The organism is Rhodococcus sp. DN22, assembly GCF_036669995.1.
In the GTDB taxonomy this organism is placed as follows: Bacteria; Actinomycetota; Actinomycetes; order Mycobacteriales; family Mycobacteriaceae; genus Rhodococcus_F; species Rhodococcus_F erythropolis.
The window spans coordinates 6,242,513-6,259,132 of record NZ_CP133326.1 but is presented as its reverse complement, the minus strand read 5'-3'; the positions used below and the strand labels follow the sequence as shown (position 1 = coordinate 6,259,132).

Sequence of the window (16,620 nt, the reverse complement as noted above, 5' to 3'; positions counted from 1 at the left end):
AACATTGTCAACAGTTGACGAAAATAGCCTCTCGGAATGAGCGGTTCTCCGTATGTCTGCCAACTACCGCGGCCCGAATTGGCGATCGCCCGCGTCTCCGAGTCCAGGTATCAGGAAAGCATTTTCGTTCAGGCCGTCGTCGATGCTCGCTGTGAGGAGCCGGACCGGATGTCCGGAGTTCTTCAGTGCTTCGATCCCTTCCGGAGCCACGACGACACATATTGCAGTCACATCGGTGGCTCCGCGTGCAATGAGCAGATCGATTGTGCGGACGATGGATCCACCGGTCGCCAACATCGGATCGAGGACGTAGACGGGGGTGCTCGACAGATCAGCTGGCAGGGACTCCAGATACGGAACCGGCTGGTGTGTCTTCTCGTCTCGTGCCATTCCCACGAAACCGACGCCTGCCTGCGGAATAAGGGCACTCGCCTGTTCGACCATGCCGAGGCCCGCTCGCAAGACCGGGACCAGGAGCGGTGGATTCGCCAGCCGCACCCCCAGCGTCGGAGCAACTGGCGTCTCGATGTCGAACTGTTCCAGTTCTGCGCCGCGCATGGCCTCGTAGACCAACATATGGGTCAGTCTGCGCAAGGCGGACCGGAACGTTGCGTTGTCGCTGCGAGCGTCGCGCATGGTCGTGAGCAGCGATGCCGCCAGCGGATGGTCGACAACAGTGGTGTCCATGGTCGAATCGTAAGTGAGAACCGATGGGGCGGCGCACAACCGGTGAATCGGAGTCGAAATAACCAATCGCGGTTTTCGTTTGGGCAAGTATTGACGATGCCGATGGGTTCGAGTCGTCATAGCGTGGTCGACACGGCAGTTCCGAACCGCTCGGCTGGACTGAGCGCCCGGAGCTGTCAAGGCTCAATTTTGCCTCCACGATTCCCTATACAAGGAGATGCCAATGCCCGAAGCAATCGAGGTCCGTAAGGTTCCGCTACACAGCGTCTCCGACGCCAGTGAGCTCGCCAAGCTGATCGACGACGGTGTCCTCGAGGCCGACCGCGTCATTGCAGTCATCGGCAAAACCGAGGGTAACGGCGGCGTCAACGACTACACGCGCATCATCGCGGACCGAGCGTTCCGAGAGGTTCTCTCCGCCAAGGGTAATCGCAGCCCCGAAGAAGTGGCGGAGGTGCCGATCGTCTGGTCCGGCGGCACGGACGGCGTGATCAGCCCGCACGCGACGATCTTCGCGACCGTGCCGGCAGACAAGGTCACCAAGACCGACGAGCCGCGACTGACCGTGGGTGTCGCCATGAGTGAGCAACTGCTGCCCGAGGACATCGGCCGTACGGCCATGATCACCAAAGTTGCTGCGGCAGTGAAAGACGCGATGGCCAATGCCGGCATCACCGATCCCGCCGACGTGCACTACGTACAGACCAAGACTCCGTTGCTGACAATTCACACCATCCGTGACGCCAAGAGCCGCGGCAAGACTGTGTGGACCGAACAGACTCATGAGTCGATGGACCTGTCCAACGGCGGAACGGCTCTGGGGATCGCGGTTGCGCTCGGCGAAATCGACATGCCGACCGACGAGGATGTCATGCACAGCCGCGAACTCTTCTCCTCTGTCGCATCCTGCTCGTCCGGCGTCGAGTTGGACCGCGCGCAGATCGTCGTCGTCGGTAACGCACGCGGCGTCGGCGGACGCTACCGGATCGGCCACAGCGTGATGAAGGATCCGCTCGACCAGGACGGCATCTGGGCGGCGATCCGTGACGCCGGACTCGAACTTCCGGAGCGGCCGCACTCGAGCGACCTGGACGGTCAACTCGTCAACGTGTTCTTGAAGTGCGAGGCCAGTCAAGACGGAACGGTCCGTGGCCGTCGTAATGCGATGCTCGACGACTCCGACGTGCACTGGCACCGCCAGATCAAGTCGTGTGTCGGCGGAGTCACGGCAGCTGTCACCGGCGATCCGGCAGTGTTCGTCTCGGTATCGGCAGCGCACCAGGGTCCCGAGGGCGGCGGCCCAGTCGCTGCCATCGTCGATCTCGGTCAGTAGTAGGCAAGAACCTCGCTGGAAACCTCGACAGTCGCGCCGCCACCGGCAATTCGTCCTCGAATCAGTTGCCGGTGTCGGCGAGTCCGCCGCGGCGTACCCCACTTCACTGCTTGAAAGGATTCACGATGGTTCATGCTGCTGACCCTGTCGACGAGAGCGTTTCCGGTGCGCCCGAGAATCGCGAACTCGTCATGGCCGATGCGGTCACGCTCAGTGGTCTGATACGCAGGCGTGAAGTGTCGTGTGTCGAGGTGATGGACAGCTTCCTCGATCAGATCGAATTACATAACCCGGCGGTGAACGCGATCGTCGCATTGCGGGATCGGGAAGCGTTGACGGCGGAGGCGCGCGAGCGTGATTCGCAGTTGGCGAGTGGGGAGTATCTCGGTTGGATGCACGGGTTTCCGCATGCGGTGAAGGATCTTTCGGCAGCCAAGGGTCTGCCGTTCACGTCCGGGTCGCCGATGTTCGCGGATCGAATCGCCGAAGATGACGAACTGTTCGTCAAGCGGATCAGGTCTGCCGGTGCCATCGTGATCGGCAAGACGAACACACCGGAGTTCGGGCTCGGATCCCAGACGTACAACCCGGTGTGGGGTACGACGGTGTCGCCGTACGACAATTCGCGCACTGCCGGCGGTAGCAGCGGTGGCGCCGCAGCGTCGTTGGCGCTCCGCATGTTGCCGGTGGCTGATGGAAGCGATTACATGGGTTCGCTCCGAAACCCGTCGGCATTCAACAACGTTGTTGGGTTTCGACCATCCTGGGGTCGGATACCGGAGACGGGATTCATCGCTCAGGGCGCCGTTGTGGGCCCGATGGGCCGAACCGTCACCGACGTGGCTCACCTGCTTTCCACGATGGCGGGGCCGGATGCTTATGCACCGTTGGGGATTCGTGAGGATCCCGCGGTATTCACCGAAAGCCTCGCACGTGATCTGAAGGGCTCTCGGATCGCATGGGTCGGTGACTGGAACGGTTACCTGGCAACCGAACCTGGAGTTCTCGAGTTGTGCGAATCCTCGTTCGAGGTCTTCGAACAGTTGGGGTGCCGCGTCGAGGCGGCGCTTCCCGACTTCAAACCCGAGGACATCTGGCAACTGTTCTTGCGGTGGCGTTGGTGGGCACAGCTCGGCTTGATCGATCAGTACAACGATCCGAGCTTGCGCGAGTTGATGAAGCCCGAACTGTTGTGGGAACTCGAGCACGCGGTCACACTGTCGGCTCTCGACGTGACCAAGGCCGCGGAGGCCCGCAACGGCTGGCTGTCGGCCATTACCAAGATGTTCGAAACCTACGACTACATTCTTGCGCCCAGTGCCCAGGTGTTTCCTTTCGACAAGAACACTCACTGGCCCGAGACCGTCGACGGCCGGTCGATGGACACGTATCACCGGTGGATGGAGACGGTTGTTCCCTGGACGATGGCCGGGGTTCCGGTTGCGGGGATGCCGGTCGGCTTCGACGATCGTTCGCTTCCCATGGGTATCCAGATCATCGGTCGGCACGGAGCCGACTTGGACGTACTCCAACTCGCCTACGCATTCGAGCAGGCAACCCAGTGGGTCGAGCGGGTTCTTCCGCCCGCACTCCGCGTGAACTGACCGATCTATTTCGAACGTATCCAGTTGGGAGAGAAAGACGATGGCTTCGGCATTGTGGCACGGGTTCGCGGACATGGGCGCTGTGGAGAAGAACGGCGCGTTTGTCGTCTCTCGCGGTGAGGGCGCGTACATCTGGGACCGCGAGGGCACTCGGTATCTGGATGCGACGGCGGGTCTGTGGTTCACCAATGTCGGGCACGGGCGCACGGAGATCGCGGATGCGGTGGCGGCTCAGTTGTCGAAGATCGCTCATTTCTCGAATTTCGGTGATTTTGTTCCCGAGACCACGCAGGTGTTGGCGGAGCGGTTGGCGGCCATTGCGCCGGTTGCCGGGAGCAAGATCTTCTTCACTTCGGGTGGTTCGGATTCGGTGGACACTGCGGCGAAGCTTGCTCGTCGGTACTGGCACGAGGTGGGGCAGCCGGAGAAGGCGATTATCGTCGGTCGTCAGAAGGCGTATCACGGAATGCACGTTGCCGGAACGGCTCTCGCTGGTATTCCGGTGAACCGTGAGGGGTACGGCGAGCTGATGGCGGATGCGGCGACGGTCGGCTGGGATGATGCGAAGAGTCTGCTCGAGTTGATCGAGAGGGTCGGTGCGAACAAGATCGCTGCGTTCTTCGCGGAGCCGATCATCGGTGCGGGTGGGGTGTATCTGCCGCCGGAGGGGTATCTGGCGGAGGTGCGTGACATCTGCCGCGAGCACGACATTCTGTTTGTCGTCGACGAGGTGGTGACCGGTTTCGGCCGGATCGGTGGTGAGTGGTTCGCGTCTACTCGTTTCGATTTGCAGCCGGACATGATGACCACGGCAAAGGGTTTGACGTCGGGTTATGTTCCGATGGGTGCGGTGTTCATCGCGCCGCGGGTGGCGGAGCCGTTCTATGCGGGTTCGTGGTGGCGTCATGGGTACACGTACGGCGGGCATGCCGGTGCTGCTGCTGCGGCGATGGCGAACCTCGACATTCTCGAGCGTGAGAATCTGCTCGCGGAGTCGAAGCGTTTGGAGGCGTCGTTGCATACGCATCTGCAGCCGTTGGCGGAGCATCCGCGGGTGGCGGAGGTTCGTAGTGGGCTCGGTGCGGTTGCTGCTGTGCAGTTGGCTGATCCGGCGGAGGCGTTGCCGTTCGTGAAGACGCTTCGCGAGCACGGTATTTCGGGTCGCGCGGCGGGTCAGGGTGCGATGCAGATTTCGCCGACGTTTGTGATGACCGATGATCAGGTCGCGGAGATGGCAGCGGGAATCCTCGCAGCCCTCGGCTAGGACTGTCGTTTTCCGTTGACAGACATCGTGTTACGGAATCATTAAGCCGAAGAAAATGTTTGGGCCCTTCGTGGCGTGGTCCTCATTTCGGTCGAAACTGCCTCCAACACTGACGATGACCCCTGCCCGCATCATCTGCCACCATTGTTGCCAATCTCGGTGAGTGGGTTCTGGCAGATTGTCATCACGTCCAAATCTCGGTCCTGCATTAGCGTTTCACTCCAGACACGGTGTTTGTGAGCTGGGGCACAAAGCATTTCGAACACCTTCCTCCTTTGCGAAAGGTCTCGTCATGCCGATCTGGACGTTGCACGGAGACGGAAAGAACATCGGAGCCGGCGAAGTGGTCGCTCCCGGCGAGCGACTCAGTTGGGCGAGAACCATCGGGTTGGGCGGCCAGCATGTCGTGTCGATGTTCGGCGCGACGTTCGTCTTCCCGATCATCATGGGCCTCAATCCTCAACTTGCCGTGATGATGTCAGGCTTTTGTACGCTCTTCTTCCTGCTGGTGGTCAAGGGGCACGTCCCCAGCTACCTCGGAACATCCGCAGCTTTTGTCGGTGGCGTTGCCGCCATTCGTGCCCAAGGTGGAACGACGGCCGAAGTGACCGGTGCGATTCTGGTGTCGGGGTTGGTTCTGGGATTCGTCGGCATCGCCATCCACTTTCTCGGCGGTGGCGTCATCAGTAAAGCGCTACCGCCGGTGGTCACCGGCGCTGTGGTGATGTTGATCGGCTTCAACCTGGCGCCTGTGGTCGCGGGGTTGTACTGGCCGCAGGATCAGTGGGTGGCACTGATCGTGATGGTTGCACTGATCGTGATGAGCGTTGCGCTACGCGGCTTCCTGGGACGTATCGCCATTCTCGTCGCGCTGGTTTTCGGCTACATCTTCTCGTGGGTCCTCGACCGGCTCTCCGGTCCGATCACGTCCGCCAGTGGTAGCGGCGCACCCACCGAGCACTTTCGTGTCAACTGGGATTCGGTGCACTCGGCGTCCTGGTTCGGGTTGCCGCCGTTCTCGGACGAAGCCAACGGGATCGTCGGTATCCACGCTCCCTCGTTCAGCCTCACGTTCATCGTTCTGGTGCTTCCCGGTGTCATCGCACTGGTCGCGGAAAACGCCGGACACGTCAAGGCGGTCGCCGAAATCACGGGCGACGATCTCGACCCGTACATCGGACGCGCCATTGCCGGTGACGGTTTTGCCACCGCCATCGCCAGCGCAGTAGGCGGCTCCCCTACGACGACTCATGCCGAGAACATCGGTGTCATGGCTGCCACGCGGGTGTACTCGACCGCCGCGTACGTGATTGCGGGTTTCATCGCGATCCTGCTCGGCTTCTCGCCTAAGTTCGGAGCAGTCATGGCGGCGACGCCCGGCGGCGTCCTGGGCGGAATTCTTGTGGTTCTGTTCGGCATGATCGGTCTGCTCGGCGCCAAGATCTGGAAAGAGAACGGCGTCGACTTCGGGAACCCGCTGAATCTGATGCCGATTGCCGCCGGTCTGATCATCGGTATCGGCGACACGGCGCTGAAGTTCAGTGACACGTTCTCGCTCGGAGGTATCGCGCTCGGCACCATCGTCTTGATCGTGATGTACCACCTCTGCCGGCTCGTAGGGTCCTGGAACCCTGAACTGAACAGGCCGAAGTCCGGCAGGCGGCCGGGCGCAACGCCGGGGGCGAATGCGTCAGATGACGAACGCGAAGAGCCCGTGGCGCAGCTCACGTGATGCCAAGTTGAATGTATGCCAGGTATGACCCGTGACCGTTGTCACATCTGCACAAAACGTGAAGTGACTCATAGAGGCAGGATTGAGTAATGAAACCGTCGCCGCTGACTTATCACCGACCGTCCTCGGTCGAGGACGCGTGCCGAATCCTCTCCGAGGTCTCTCACGAGGGGAAGGTGCTCGCCGGTGGGCAATCGCTTGTGCCGCTGCTGTCCATGCGCCTCGCCGCGCCCGCCCACATCGTCGACATCGGATCGATCCCGAACCTCGCCTCGGTGACCTCGTCCGAAGACGAAGGAGTGCGGTTCCAGGCCCTGGCCACGCACTCGGTGCTGGCGGCCGACGAAGGTGCTCGTCGAGTCCAGCCTCTGCTGAACCGTGCTCTGCAGTTGGTAGCGCACCCCACGATCCGTAACCGCGGGACGAGCGTCGGCTCCATCGTCCATGCCGATCCGTCGGCGGAGATGCCGGCAGTCCTGACGCTGCTCGGGGGCAGCGTGACCGTCCAGTCGGTGCGTGGCACCCGCGAGATCGCGTCGACGGATCTCTTCGCCGGCCCTCTCGAGTCGAGCCTGGAATCAGACGAGATCGCGGTGTCGGTGTCGGTGCCCGCCGCCGAACCCGGCGTGGGAACCGCCATCGACGAGATCGCGCGTCGTCACGGTGACTATGCACTGGTCGGCGTCGTCGCCCGGATTCGCGTGGTCGACGGTCTGGTGACCGAAGCGCACATGACGTACGTGTCCGCCGGAGAGCTGGGGCAGGTCGTGGACTACACGGACGTACTGGCGGGGGCGTCCGCGACGGATCAGCGGGACCCGCGGTGGCGCACCCTCGGGGAATGCGCCCGCGCGCAGATAGATACCGAGGCAGACATTCACGGGACGGCGGCGTACCGCTCGCAGTTGGTGTCCGCGCTCACGGCGCGGGTCGGCTTCGCGGCGGCAACGGATGCTCTCAGTGAGAACGCAGTACTGGCAGGAAAGTGGTGACAATGTCCAAAAACGATCGCTCCATCGATGATCAACTTGCCGAGCTGGCAGCAGATACCGGTGAGCACCATGTAGCTGTCACGTTCACGCTCAACGAGGTGACGAACACCGTCGTTCTTCCCTCCCGCACTCTGGCTTCGGATGCCATTCGTCACCACCTCCGTAAGACGGGCACGCACGTGGGTTGTGAACACGGCGTGTGTGGTGCGTGCACCGTGCTGCTCGACGGAAAGCCTGTTCGATCCTGCCTTGTCCTCGCGGCCAGCCTCGAAGGTCGATCGATCACCACCGTCGAAGGCCTCGTCGAGCCGGACGGCACTTTGCATCCGGTTCAGCAGGCGTTCAAGGATTGTCACGGTCTGCAGTGCGGATTCTGCACTCCGGGATTCGTGACGACCATCGCGGCATTTCTCGAGGAGAACCCCAACCCCACGCGGGAGGAAGCTACCGACGCGATAGCGGGAAACCTCTGCCGTTGTACGGGGTACCAGAACATCAGGGCGTCGGTTCTGCGCGCAGCCGAGATCAAGCGTGAACGGGCCGGGCAGTTCCCGCTCGGAATCGACGACGCGTCCACTCGGGAGGCGTTGGATCGCAAGGTGCGGGGAACAACGAATCCTGTCGGAGGACGGGCGGGTAAGGCATGAGTACTCCGGTCAAACCAGCAAAGCGCAACGGGGCGAAGCACCCCGCTTCCGATCATTCGACGGCCGATCATTCGGTTGCCGACGACGGCAAGTTCTTCGGTAAACCGATTCCGCGCGAAGAAGATACGCGTCTGCTCAGCGGGCAGGGGCGATACCTCGACGATCTGGGCCACAACGCGCTGATCGCGGCATTCGTCAGGTCGCCGCACGCCCATGCGCGAATCATCGACATCGACATCGACCAGGCGCTGGAAGTGCCTGGCGTACATGCCATCTACACCTACGAAGATCTCCTCGCGGACACGCCGGAAATGGCGGAGAACCTGCCACTGCTCATTCCTCATCCGGGAATCATCGCTCCGCGCAACGGGTATCCCCTCGCGAAGGACGAGGTGAAGCATGTCGGAGAAGCCATCGCCATGGTGGTCGCCGACAACCGGTACATCGCCGAGGACGCTTGCGCGAAGATCGACGTCACCTACGAGGCGCTGAAGCCTGTAGTGGGGATCGACGTCGCTCGCACCGCCGCGAACGCCGTCCACGCCGACGTTCCGGACAACGTCGCCGCTCACCTGCAGCACGGGTTCGGAGATCTGGATGCCGAACTGGCCGCCGCGCCGCACCGACTGACGCTGGATCTCGAAATCGAGCGTTCGGCTTCCATGCCGATGGAGGGCAAGGGCGTCTACGCACGTTGGGACGGTGACGAGAACACCCTCACGTTCTGGACCTCCACCCAGACGTCCACGTCCGCCCGCGCCGCAATCGCCGCGCGATTGGGGATGGCGCTGAACAAGGTTCACTGCATCGCTCCTGACGTCGGCGGCGGATTCGGCGTCAAGATCGTTCACCCGTGGCCCGAAGAAGTCATGATCACGTGGGCCGCTCGACGCCTCGGCCAGGCCGGTATCTCCTGCGAGGTGAAGTGGGTCGAGGATCGCCGTGAGCACTTCATCTCGAGCGCACACGAGCGCGGGCAGATCCAGAAGGTCGACATCGGATTCGACGACGAGGGTCGTCTGTTGGCGTTCGACTTCACGTTCTGGCACGACAACGGTGCCTACCTGCCGTACGGGATCATCGTCATGATCAACACCGCGACGCAGGTTCTCGGGCCGTACAAGCCGAAGTCGTTCCGGGTCAACGCCTATTCGCTGTACACCAACACCGTGATCGTGACCCCGTACCGCGGCGCCGGACGTCCGCAGGCCGTGTTCGCGATGGAGCGATCCATGGACGCCATCGCCAAGTACCTGAACAAGGACAAGATCGCGGTGCGGGAGGCGAACTTCATTCGCCCCGAGGACATGCCGTACGACTTCGGCCTGATGTTCCAGGACGGACGCCCGTTGATCTACGACACGGGCGACTATCAGGCAGGCATCGAAAAGCTCAAGAAGCTCATCGACTGGGACGGATTTCCCGAGTACCAGAGGAAGGCTCGCGCCGAAGGTCGGTCGGTCGGAATCGGTATCGGTGCGTACGTCGAGGGAACCGGACCCGGACCCTACGAGGGTGCGCACGTCGTGGTCGAGACGTCCGGAAAGGTCAAGGCCGCAACAGGCCTGACGACGCAGGGTCAGGGCCACCAGACCGCGTTCGCCCAGATCGTTGCGGACGACCTCGGAGTCAAGGTCTCCGACGTCGAGATCGTCACGGGTGATACCCGCCGGTTCGGTTATGCCGTCGGCACTTTCGCCTCGCGTGGTGCGGTCATGTCAGGTTCGGCCTTCCACGTCGCAGCGCAGATGGTCGCGGAGAAGGCGAAGAAGATCGCGTCCGGAATCCTGGATCTGCCGGAAACCGAACTGGAACTCCGGGAAGGCCACGTGTGCAAGATCGGCACCGAAGCCGGCGTGGAAGGTACGTCCGTACCGCTGAGTGTTGTTGCCGTGCTGTCAAACCCGCTACGATATGCGTTCGACCGTGAGTCGAAGCTGGCCACCGGTTTCGCCAAGACCGACACGGACATGTCGAAGCCGCCGATTCCCGAGGGCGAGCAGCCCGGTCTGGAAGCAACCGGCTACTACTCGCCGCCCAGTTCCACCTTCGCTTCGGGAGTGCACGCGGCGATCGTCGAAACCGATCCCGTGACAGCGGAAATAACGGTGCGTCGTTACGTTGTCATCCACGACTGCGGAAACGTGATCAACCCCCGCATCGTCGAAGGTCAGGTCATGGGCGCCGTTGCGCAAGGTATCGGCGGCGCACTCTACGAGCGGATCGTCTACGACGAGCACGGGCAGATGCTCAACGCGTCGTACATGGACTTCTTGATGCCGTTCGTCACCGAGATGCCGGATTCGCTCGAGATGGATCACACCGTCACGCCGTCGGGACTCAACCCACTCGGAATGAAGGGTGCCGGTGAGGCGGGTGTGATCCCCACCAGCGCCGTCATCGCGGCTGCCATCGAGGACGCCGAAGGAATCTCGATCACGTCCATGCCCATTTCACCGTCCGAACTGTTCGAACTTCGACTCGCACACGCGGGTTCGTCATCAGAGGAGAATGCATGAGAATCGCCGGCACCGCGCAGCTGACGGCACCTCGCGAAGAGGTCTACGACAAGCTCCAGGACGGTCGTGTACTGGCCGCGACCATTCCCGGTGTGCAGTCGCTCGAGCAGCTCACGGACAATCACTACAAGCTCTCCATCATGGCGGGAGTTGCGTCGATCAAGGGCGTCTACGACGGCGAGGTTGTTCTGTCGCAACAGAATCGGCCCAATTCGTTTGTCATGACGGCATCGGGGGCGGGTGCTCCCGGCACGGTGAAGGCGGACGTCACGGTCACCTTGACGGAGAACGAGGGTGGCACGCTGCTTTCGTATGACGCCGACGCCGTGGTCGGCGGGATGGTCGGCGGCGTCGGGCAGCGCATGATCACCGGTGTAGCCAAGAAGATGGCCGGGGTGTTCTTCAAGAGCATCGACGGCGTCATTGCCAACGGCATTCCCGAGAAGGTCACTGCCGCCGTGGCGGCGGCGGTACCGGCAGTGGCGGTCGAAGGCGCGCCGGTAGTTTCCGGAGCTGTCGCGGCACCGGCGGTTCTTCCGGCCGCTGCACCGACAGCGGGCGGCACAGATGCTCGCACGGTGATGGTCAGCGCCGTCGTCGGCGCAGCCATTGCTTTGTCAGGTGTTGCTATAGGCGGATTCCTGGCGCGTTCTGGTTGTCGCGAGTAGTTCGCGTAGGTGTCAACAGCTGATTCACGATGAGGTAAACGCCCCGAACCGACCAGGTTCGGGGCGTTTTTCACGTCCGCGTAACCCACTGGGGCGCCGGCGAAGATCCGCTCGTGATCGTGCGCCGAACCTTGGTCCCCCGATTCGGCGAATTGTGACAAAGAATCCGCTCTTCCGAACCTGTGGAATAGCTCTACACGTCAGGTACGAGCCACTTACCGGCTAGGCCGCAACCGTCGATCGGTACCAGACGAGACGAGCCAAAGATCTCAGGAGGAAGCGTGGAACCTAGGAAGATTCGGGTCGGTATCGATACCGGCGGAACGTTCACCGACATCGTGGCAGTGGACGACGAAACCGGCGCCATCGTCACCACCAAGACCCCGTCCACCCCGGCGGACCCCGCCGAGGGCTTTCTCGCCGGTATCGAGAAAGTGCTCGCCAAGCTCGGTGAGAGTGGCGACTCGATCGGTGCGGTCAGCCACGGCACGACCGTAGCGACGAACAAGCTGCTCGAAGGCAAGGTCGAGAACCTCGGCTTCATCACCACTGAGGGCTACGAGCACGTTCTCGAAATCGCTCGTCAGTCGGTGCCGGACGGTTACGGCAACTCGTACTTCTGGGTCAAGCCCGAACGCATCGTCCCCGCCGATCGTGTACGCACCGTCGGTGGACGCCTTTCCTTCGACGGCAGCGAGATTCGTCCGCTCGACGAAGAGAGCGTTCGCAGCGCAGCGCAGTTCTTCAAGGACCGCGGGATCCGGACCATCGGCGTCTGCCTCATGCACTCGTACGCCGATCCGACGCACGAGGAGCGCGTACGCGACATCCTCTTCGAAGTTTTCCCCGATGCGACGGTGAGCATCTCGAGCCAGGTGCTGCGTGAGTACCGCGAATACGAGCGGTCCATCACCACACTCGTGGACGCCGCGGTCAAGCCGAATATCCGCAACTACGTGAACAACATCGCGAATCGTCTGCGTGAGTTCTCGACCACCGACGGTGAACCCCGCGACATCCCGTTCTACGTCATGAAGTCCAACGGCGGTGTCCTGTCGGCCAAAGAGGTTGTTCACCAGCCTATTACGACAGTCCTGTCGGGACCGGCCGCCGGAGCCCTCGGTGCTGCGCTGATCGCCGACGCCGCCGGCGTCGAGCAGGTGTTGACCTGTGACGGCGGCGGAACGTCGACGGATGTCACCGTCGTGGTTCGCGGCGAGCCCGCGCTGACCACCGAAGGGCGAGTAGGCAACTACCCGTCGAAGATCCCGATGATCGACGTCGTGACCGTCGGCGCCGGTGGTGGGTCGATCGCGTGGATGACGCCGGAACACACCCTCCGAGTCGGCCCTCAGTCGGCCGGCGCCGATCCCGGACCGTTGTGCTACGGCAAGGGCGGCAGCGAACCGACCATCACCGACGCGCACGTCCTGCTCGGTCGCATCCCACCCCACCTACTCGGTGGCGAGATTCCTCTCGACACGGAATTGGCACGCAAGGGCCTCGAAGAGCTTGCAACACAGCTCAGTCTGGGCTTCGAAGAGTGCGCGGTCGGCGTCCTCGAGGTCTCGGCATGGAACCAGGCCAACGCCCTGCGTCAGATCACCGTCAAGCGTGGCCTCGACGTTCGCGACTTCACCCTCGTGACGTTCGGCGGCTCCGGCTCCCTGCTCGCCTGCCGTCTCGTCGACATCCTGGGTCTGAAAGACGTTCTCGTCCCGCTCAATCCGGGTAACGTCTCCGCGTTCGGTCTGCTGACGGTCGATGTCCGCAACGACTACGTCCAGACGCACGTCAGTCGTCACGACCGGTTGAAGGCTGAAGACCTGCAGAGCCAGTTCGACGCGCTGGCCGGCGAAGCCGAGATCGCGCTTGCCGAAGAGGGTTTCGACGAGACGCAGCGCAAGTACTCTCGCACTGCGGATCTGCGTTACCTCGGTCAGGCCTTCGAGGTACGCGTCCCGGTGGCGGAAGGTACCGTCACGACGCAGATCATGGACGACGCGGCCGAGGCGTTCCACCAGGCGCACCGCGAGCTGTACGGCTACGACTTCCGGGGAGACCCGTCGCAGCACGTGGAATGGGTCAACCTGCGCGTGAGTGGCATCGGCCCGATCAAGCGTCCGACGCTCAAGGAGATCCCGGCCGGCACCGGCGCCGACACCGCTCGAACCGGTTCGCGTCAATCGTATTTCGACAGCTGGGTCGAAACGGCCACCTACGATCGCACACTGCTCGGTGCGGGTGACGTCATCGAAGGACCGGCCGTGATCGAGGAGTTCAGCTCGACTGTCCCGATCCATCCCGGATTCTCGGCACGTATCGACACCTTCGGGAACATTCGTATCTCGAAGTCTTCCGACTCGAACGGAGTGAAGTGATGACCGCCATTCTCGATGCTGCTGCTGCCACCGCGGCCAAGCCGTACCGACTCACCGCTACCGACGGCGCGTCACCTGATCCGATTTTGGTCGAGATCGTCGCCGGTTACCTCGCCAGCGTGGAAATGGAGGTCGAGACCTCCATTTCGCGCACCTCGCGCTCACCGATGATCCGTGACGCTCACGATTTCCGCGCCGGTATTCACGACCGGAACCTCCGCAAGCTCACGGGCCGTTCGTATTCCGCGCTGGTGCATCCGATCGCCCGGGACTTCCCACTCGAGACGATGAAGCCGGGAGACGTGTACTTCCACAACGACGTCTACCTGTCCGAAGGTGGCATCGGCCATCTCCCCGACCTCTGCGTCACGGTGCCTGTCTTCGCCCGCGTCACTCCCGATGCCGAGCCGAAGGTTGTTGCGTTCGTTCAGGCATTCGGTCACCACGACGACATCGGCGGTTGCTGCCCCGGCTCCATGCCGTCCGGCGCCACCACGGTGTACGAAGAGGGACTGATGGTTCCGCCGATCAAACTGTGGGACCAGGGAGTTCCCAACGAGGCGGCACTGCGCATCATGACGCGTAACTCCCGTATGCCGGATGCGTTGGCAGCTGACCTCGACGCCGAGTGCTCGGCGTGCCTGATGGGTGCGCGTCGACTCACCGAATTGTTCGAGCGCTACGGCGTCGACACCGTCGAGTCGTGCTTCGACGCGATGATGGACGCGACCACCGAGACGTACCGTCGCGAGATCCTCAGCAAGATCCCGGTCGGTGAGTACACGTGGGAGGACTACGCCGAGCACGACGGCGTCGACGAGCCGATGCTCCACATCCAGCGCATCACGCTCACGAAGACGCGGCCGGAGGACGAGGGCGGCGAGCGACTCATCCTGGACTTCAACGGAACCGGACCGCAGGCAAAGGGTCCGATCAACCACTGCGGTGACTACGCGGACGGAAACTTCCTCATCAAGTGGTTGGCCCCGATTCTGCGTAACCTCGCGGACACCCCGGAGCGCATGGCCGAACTGGATGTCAACGAGGGCGTCGTACCGCTGATCGAGATGAAGTTCCCCGAGAAGGGAACACTGATCACCCCGATCTTCCCCGCTCCCACCAACGCGCGCACGTTTGTCATCCTCCGTCTGCTCGGAGTGCTGGCCGGCGTCGTGGCCAAGGCTGTGGACGGCAACATGCCCGCCGATCAGGAGACCATCAGGTACACCGGTGTTTACGGTGAGGACTTCGAGGGTCACTCGTACCTCATGCGTGAGGTGCTCGGCGGAGGTTCCGGCGGACGCTACTACGCCGACGGCGAGGACACGATTCACGTCGTTCCCGATTCACGGAACCTGCCGACCGAATTCACCGAGAGCCGTTTCCCCTTCATCGTCGAAAAGCTCGGTCTGGCCATGGATTCGGGCGGAGCCGGACGCTACCGCGGCGGTCTGGGATACGAGAAGCACATCCGCATGCTCAAGGATGCTCACTTCATGTCCATCGCGGACCGTTCGATCCTCGCCTGCTGGGGAGTCAAGGGCGGCAAGGCCGGTCGGCCGTTCTCCGTCGTCCTGGATCCGGGTGGACCGAACGAGCGTGAGTTCGACGCGCTGACCGATGCCGAGCCGATCAAGGCCGGCGAGGTCGTACGGATTCGCACCACCGGTGGTGGCGGTTGGGGAGATCCACTGGAGCGCCCGACCGAAGAGGTCTTGCGAGACATTCAGTGGCGCAAGGTTTCCGTAGAGGGTGCACGCGACGACTACGGCGTTGTCGTCGTGATCGAGGGTGACGAGCCGACCGTCGACGAGGCTGCTACCACGGAGCTACGGGATCAGTTGCGCTCGGAACGCGGTGAGAACGAACCCTTCTTCGATCGGGGTCCGGGCTACGCGCAGCTTTCCGGTGGCGCCACCTCAGCGGTCTACGACTACGTCTAGGACGGAAAACTCTCATGGAGAACGGAATTGCTCGCGGCGCCGACATCGCGGTGATCGGCGCCGCGGGTAAGACCGGTGAGGCAGTCGTCGCTGCACTGCCGCCGAGCGTGACAGTTCGGCGACTGGTGCGAAAGGCGCGTGTCGACGGGGACTTCGAGGTAGAACTGGAAACCGGAAGCGGACTGCGCAAGGCGCTCGCCGGGTGCCGAGGCGTGTACTTCATTGCCCCGAACGTCCATCCCGACGAGCCCGCACTGCTTCGCAATGCGCTGACGGCAGCGGCATCGGCGGGAGTGGAGCACTTTGTCTATCACTCCGTCGCGTGGCCGTTCAGCCCGTCCATGCCGCATCACCTGGACAAAGCCAGGTGTGAGGACGAGCTGCATCGTTCACCCTTGAAATGGACTGTGCTGCAACCGTGTGCGTACGCGCAGAATTTCGAGGCGGTACTCACTGGTCGGTCTGACACCATCGTCCTGCCGTACAGCGCGGAAACGAAGTTCTCGTTCGTGAGTTTGGCGGACGTGGCGGCTGTTGCCGCGGTCGTACTGAGCGAGGGCTCGGGTGAACATCACGGAGCGACGTACGAGGTGGGCGGCCCGCAAGCTCTGAGCGTCATGGAGGTGGCACAGATGGTGGAAAAGCAGACGTCACGGACCGTCGCGATAGATCAGATCAGCGTGGATCAATGGCGCGAACAGATCGGCAGCAGCCTTGACGTCAACGCCAGCTCGCGTCTGGCGGCGATGTTCGAGTTCTACAACCACCATGATTTTCTTGCCGGCAGCGCGGCCGTCGAACTGCTTCTGGGTCGCCGACCGATGGGCGTCGAGAGCCTGATTCGCTGAAT

Annotated in this window: 12 protein-coding genes; 11 read left to right on the top strand and 1 reads right to left on the bottom strand. The window is 62.6% G+C overall.

The genetic code is table 11. From position 1 onward, the window contains the following. Window positions 1–63 precede the first annotated feature (63 nt). Window positions 64–687, bottom strand: a complete 624-nt coding sequence (gene upp / locus RA302_RS28905; protein ID WP_007735207.1) for a uracil phosphoribosyltransferase — start codon at window positions 685–687, stop codon at window positions 64–66. Between the two features lie 223 nt (window positions 688–910). On the opposite strand from upp, the gene RA302_RS28900 reads away from it, so the two are divergent. The 11 genes from RA302_RS28900 to RA302_RS28850 all read left to right on the top strand — a co-directional run bounded on the left by RA302_RS28900 (window position 911) and on the right by RA302_RS28850 (window position 16,618). Further along, the gene (locus tag RA302_RS28900; RefSeq protein ID WP_007735206.1) at window positions 911–2,020 is read left to right on the top strand and encodes a ring-opening amidohydrolase; all 1,110 of its coding nucleotides are present in this window, start codon (window positions 911–913) and stop codon (window positions 2,018–2,020) included. Between the two features lie 125 nt (window positions 2,021–2,145). Next, complete coding sequence (locus tag RA302_RS28895; RefSeq protein ID WP_007735205.1) at window positions 2,146–3,624, top strand: amidase; 1,479 nt, start codon at window positions 2,146–2,148, stop codon at window positions 3,622–3,624. A gap of 40 nt (window positions 3,625–3,664) precedes the next feature. After that, window positions 3,665–4,888 carry an aminotransferase class III-fold pyridoxal phosphate-dependent enzyme gene (locus RA302_RS28890; protein ID WP_063315392.1) on the top strand — a complete coding sequence of 408 codons (1,224 nt, stop codon included), beginning with the start codon at window positions 3,665–3,667 and terminating at the stop codon, window positions 4,886–4,888. A gap of 292 nt (window positions 4,889–5,180) precedes the next feature. Then, on the top strand, window positions 5,181–6,620 hold the full coding sequence (locus RA302_RS28885; RefSeq protein ID WP_003945984.1) for a solute carrier family 23 protein: 1,440 nt from the start codon (window positions 5,181–5,183) through the stop codon (window positions 6,618–6,620). An 89-nt stretch (window positions 6,621–6,709) separates the two neighbouring features. Next, complete coding sequence (locus tag RA302_RS28880) at window positions 6,710–7,612, top strand: FAD binding domain-containing protein (protein ID WP_030537955.1); 903 nt, start codon at window positions 6,710–6,712, stop codon at window positions 7,610–7,612. A 2-nt stretch (window positions 7,613–7,614) separates the two neighbouring features. Further along, a complete protein-coding gene (locus RA302_RS28875; protein ID WP_003946048.1) occupies window positions 7,615–8,259 on the top strand; it encodes a (2Fe-2S)-binding protein in 645 nt (214 codons plus the stop codon). Beyond that, window positions 8,256–10,778, top strand: coding sequence for an aerobic carbon-monoxide dehydrogenase large subunit (gene cutA / locus RA302_RS28870; RefSeq protein WP_030537954.1), 2,523 nt, complete (start codon window positions 8,256–8,258; stop codon window positions 10,776–10,778). The genes RA302_RS28875 and cutA overlap by 4 nt, the downstream gene beginning before the upstream one ends. Beyond that, the gene (locus RA302_RS28865; protein ID WP_007735490.1) at window positions 10,775–11,446 is read left to right on the top strand and encodes a carbon monoxide dehydrogenase subunit G; all 672 of its coding nucleotides are present in this window, start codon (window positions 10,775–10,777) and stop codon (window positions 11,444–11,446) included. Before cutA ends, RA302_RS28865 begins: the two co-directional genes overlap by 4 nt. 281 nt (window positions 11,447–11,727) lie before the next feature. Then, window positions 11,728–13,827, top strand: coding sequence for a hydantoinase/oxoprolinase family protein (locus RA302_RS28860; RefSeq protein ID WP_007735491.1), 2,100 nt, complete (start codon window positions 11,728–11,730; stop codon window positions 13,825–13,827). Further along, a complete protein-coding gene (locus RA302_RS28855; protein WP_007735492.1) occupies window positions 13,827–15,770 on the top strand; it encodes a hydantoinase B/oxoprolinase family protein in 1,944 nt (647 codons plus the stop codon). The genes RA302_RS28860 and RA302_RS28855 overlap by 1 nt, the downstream gene beginning before the upstream one ends. A gap of 14 nt (window positions 15,771–15,784) precedes the next feature. Continuing rightward, window positions 15,785–16,618 (top strand): NmrA family NAD(P)-binding protein, encoded by an 834-nt coding sequence (locus RA302_RS28850; RefSeq protein ID WP_030537953.1) that lies wholly within the window; start codon window positions 15,785–15,787, stop codon window positions 16,616–16,618. Window positions 16,619–16,620: the final 2 nt, after the last annotated feature.

Excerpts from the sequence above, each read along its gene's own strand:
- RA302_RS28880 (WP_030537955.1), top strand. The coding sequence starts at position 6,710 with ATGAAACCGTCGCCGCTGACTTATCACCGACCGTCCTCGGTCGAGGAC.
- RA302_RS28890 (WP_063315392.1), top strand. The coding sequence starts at position 3,665 with ATGGCTTCGGCATTGTGGCACGGGTTCGCGGACATGGGCGCTGTGGAG.
- RA302_RS28885 (WP_003945984.1), top strand. The coding sequence starts at position 5,181 with ATGCCGATCTGGACGTTGCACGGAGACGGAAAGAACATCGGAGCCGGC.
- cutA (WP_030537954.1), top strand. The coding sequence starts at position 8,256 with ATGAGTACTCCGGTCAAACCAGCAAAGCGCAACGGGGCGAAGCACCCC.
- RA302_RS28865 (WP_007735490.1), top strand. The coding sequence starts at position 10,775 with ATGAGAATCGCCGGCACCGCGCAGCTGACGGCACCTCGCGAAGAGGTC.
- RA302_RS28855 (WP_007735492.1), top strand. The coding sequence starts at position 13,827 with ATGACCGCCATTCTCGATGCTGCTGCTGCCACCGCGGCCAAGCCGTAC.
- RA302_RS28895 (WP_007735205.1), top strand. The coding sequence starts at position 2,146 with ATGGTTCATGCTGCTGACCCTGTCGACGAGAGCGTTTCCGGTGCGCCC.
- RA302_RS28900 (WP_007735206.1), top strand. The coding sequence starts at position 911 with ATGCCCGAAGCAATCGAGGTCCGTAAGGTTCCGCTACACAGCGTCTCC.
- RA302_RS28850 (WP_030537953.1), top strand. The coding sequence starts at position 15,785 with ATGGAGAACGGAATTGCTCGCGGCGCCGACATCGCGGTGATCGGCGCC.
- upp (WP_007735207.1), bottom strand. The coding sequence starts at position 687 with ATGGACACCACTGTTGTCGACCATCCGCTGGCGGCATCGCTGCTCACG.
- RA302_RS28875 (WP_003946048.1), top strand. The coding sequence starts at position 7,615 with ATGTCCAAAAACGATCGCTCCATCGATGATCAACTTGCCGAGCTGGCA.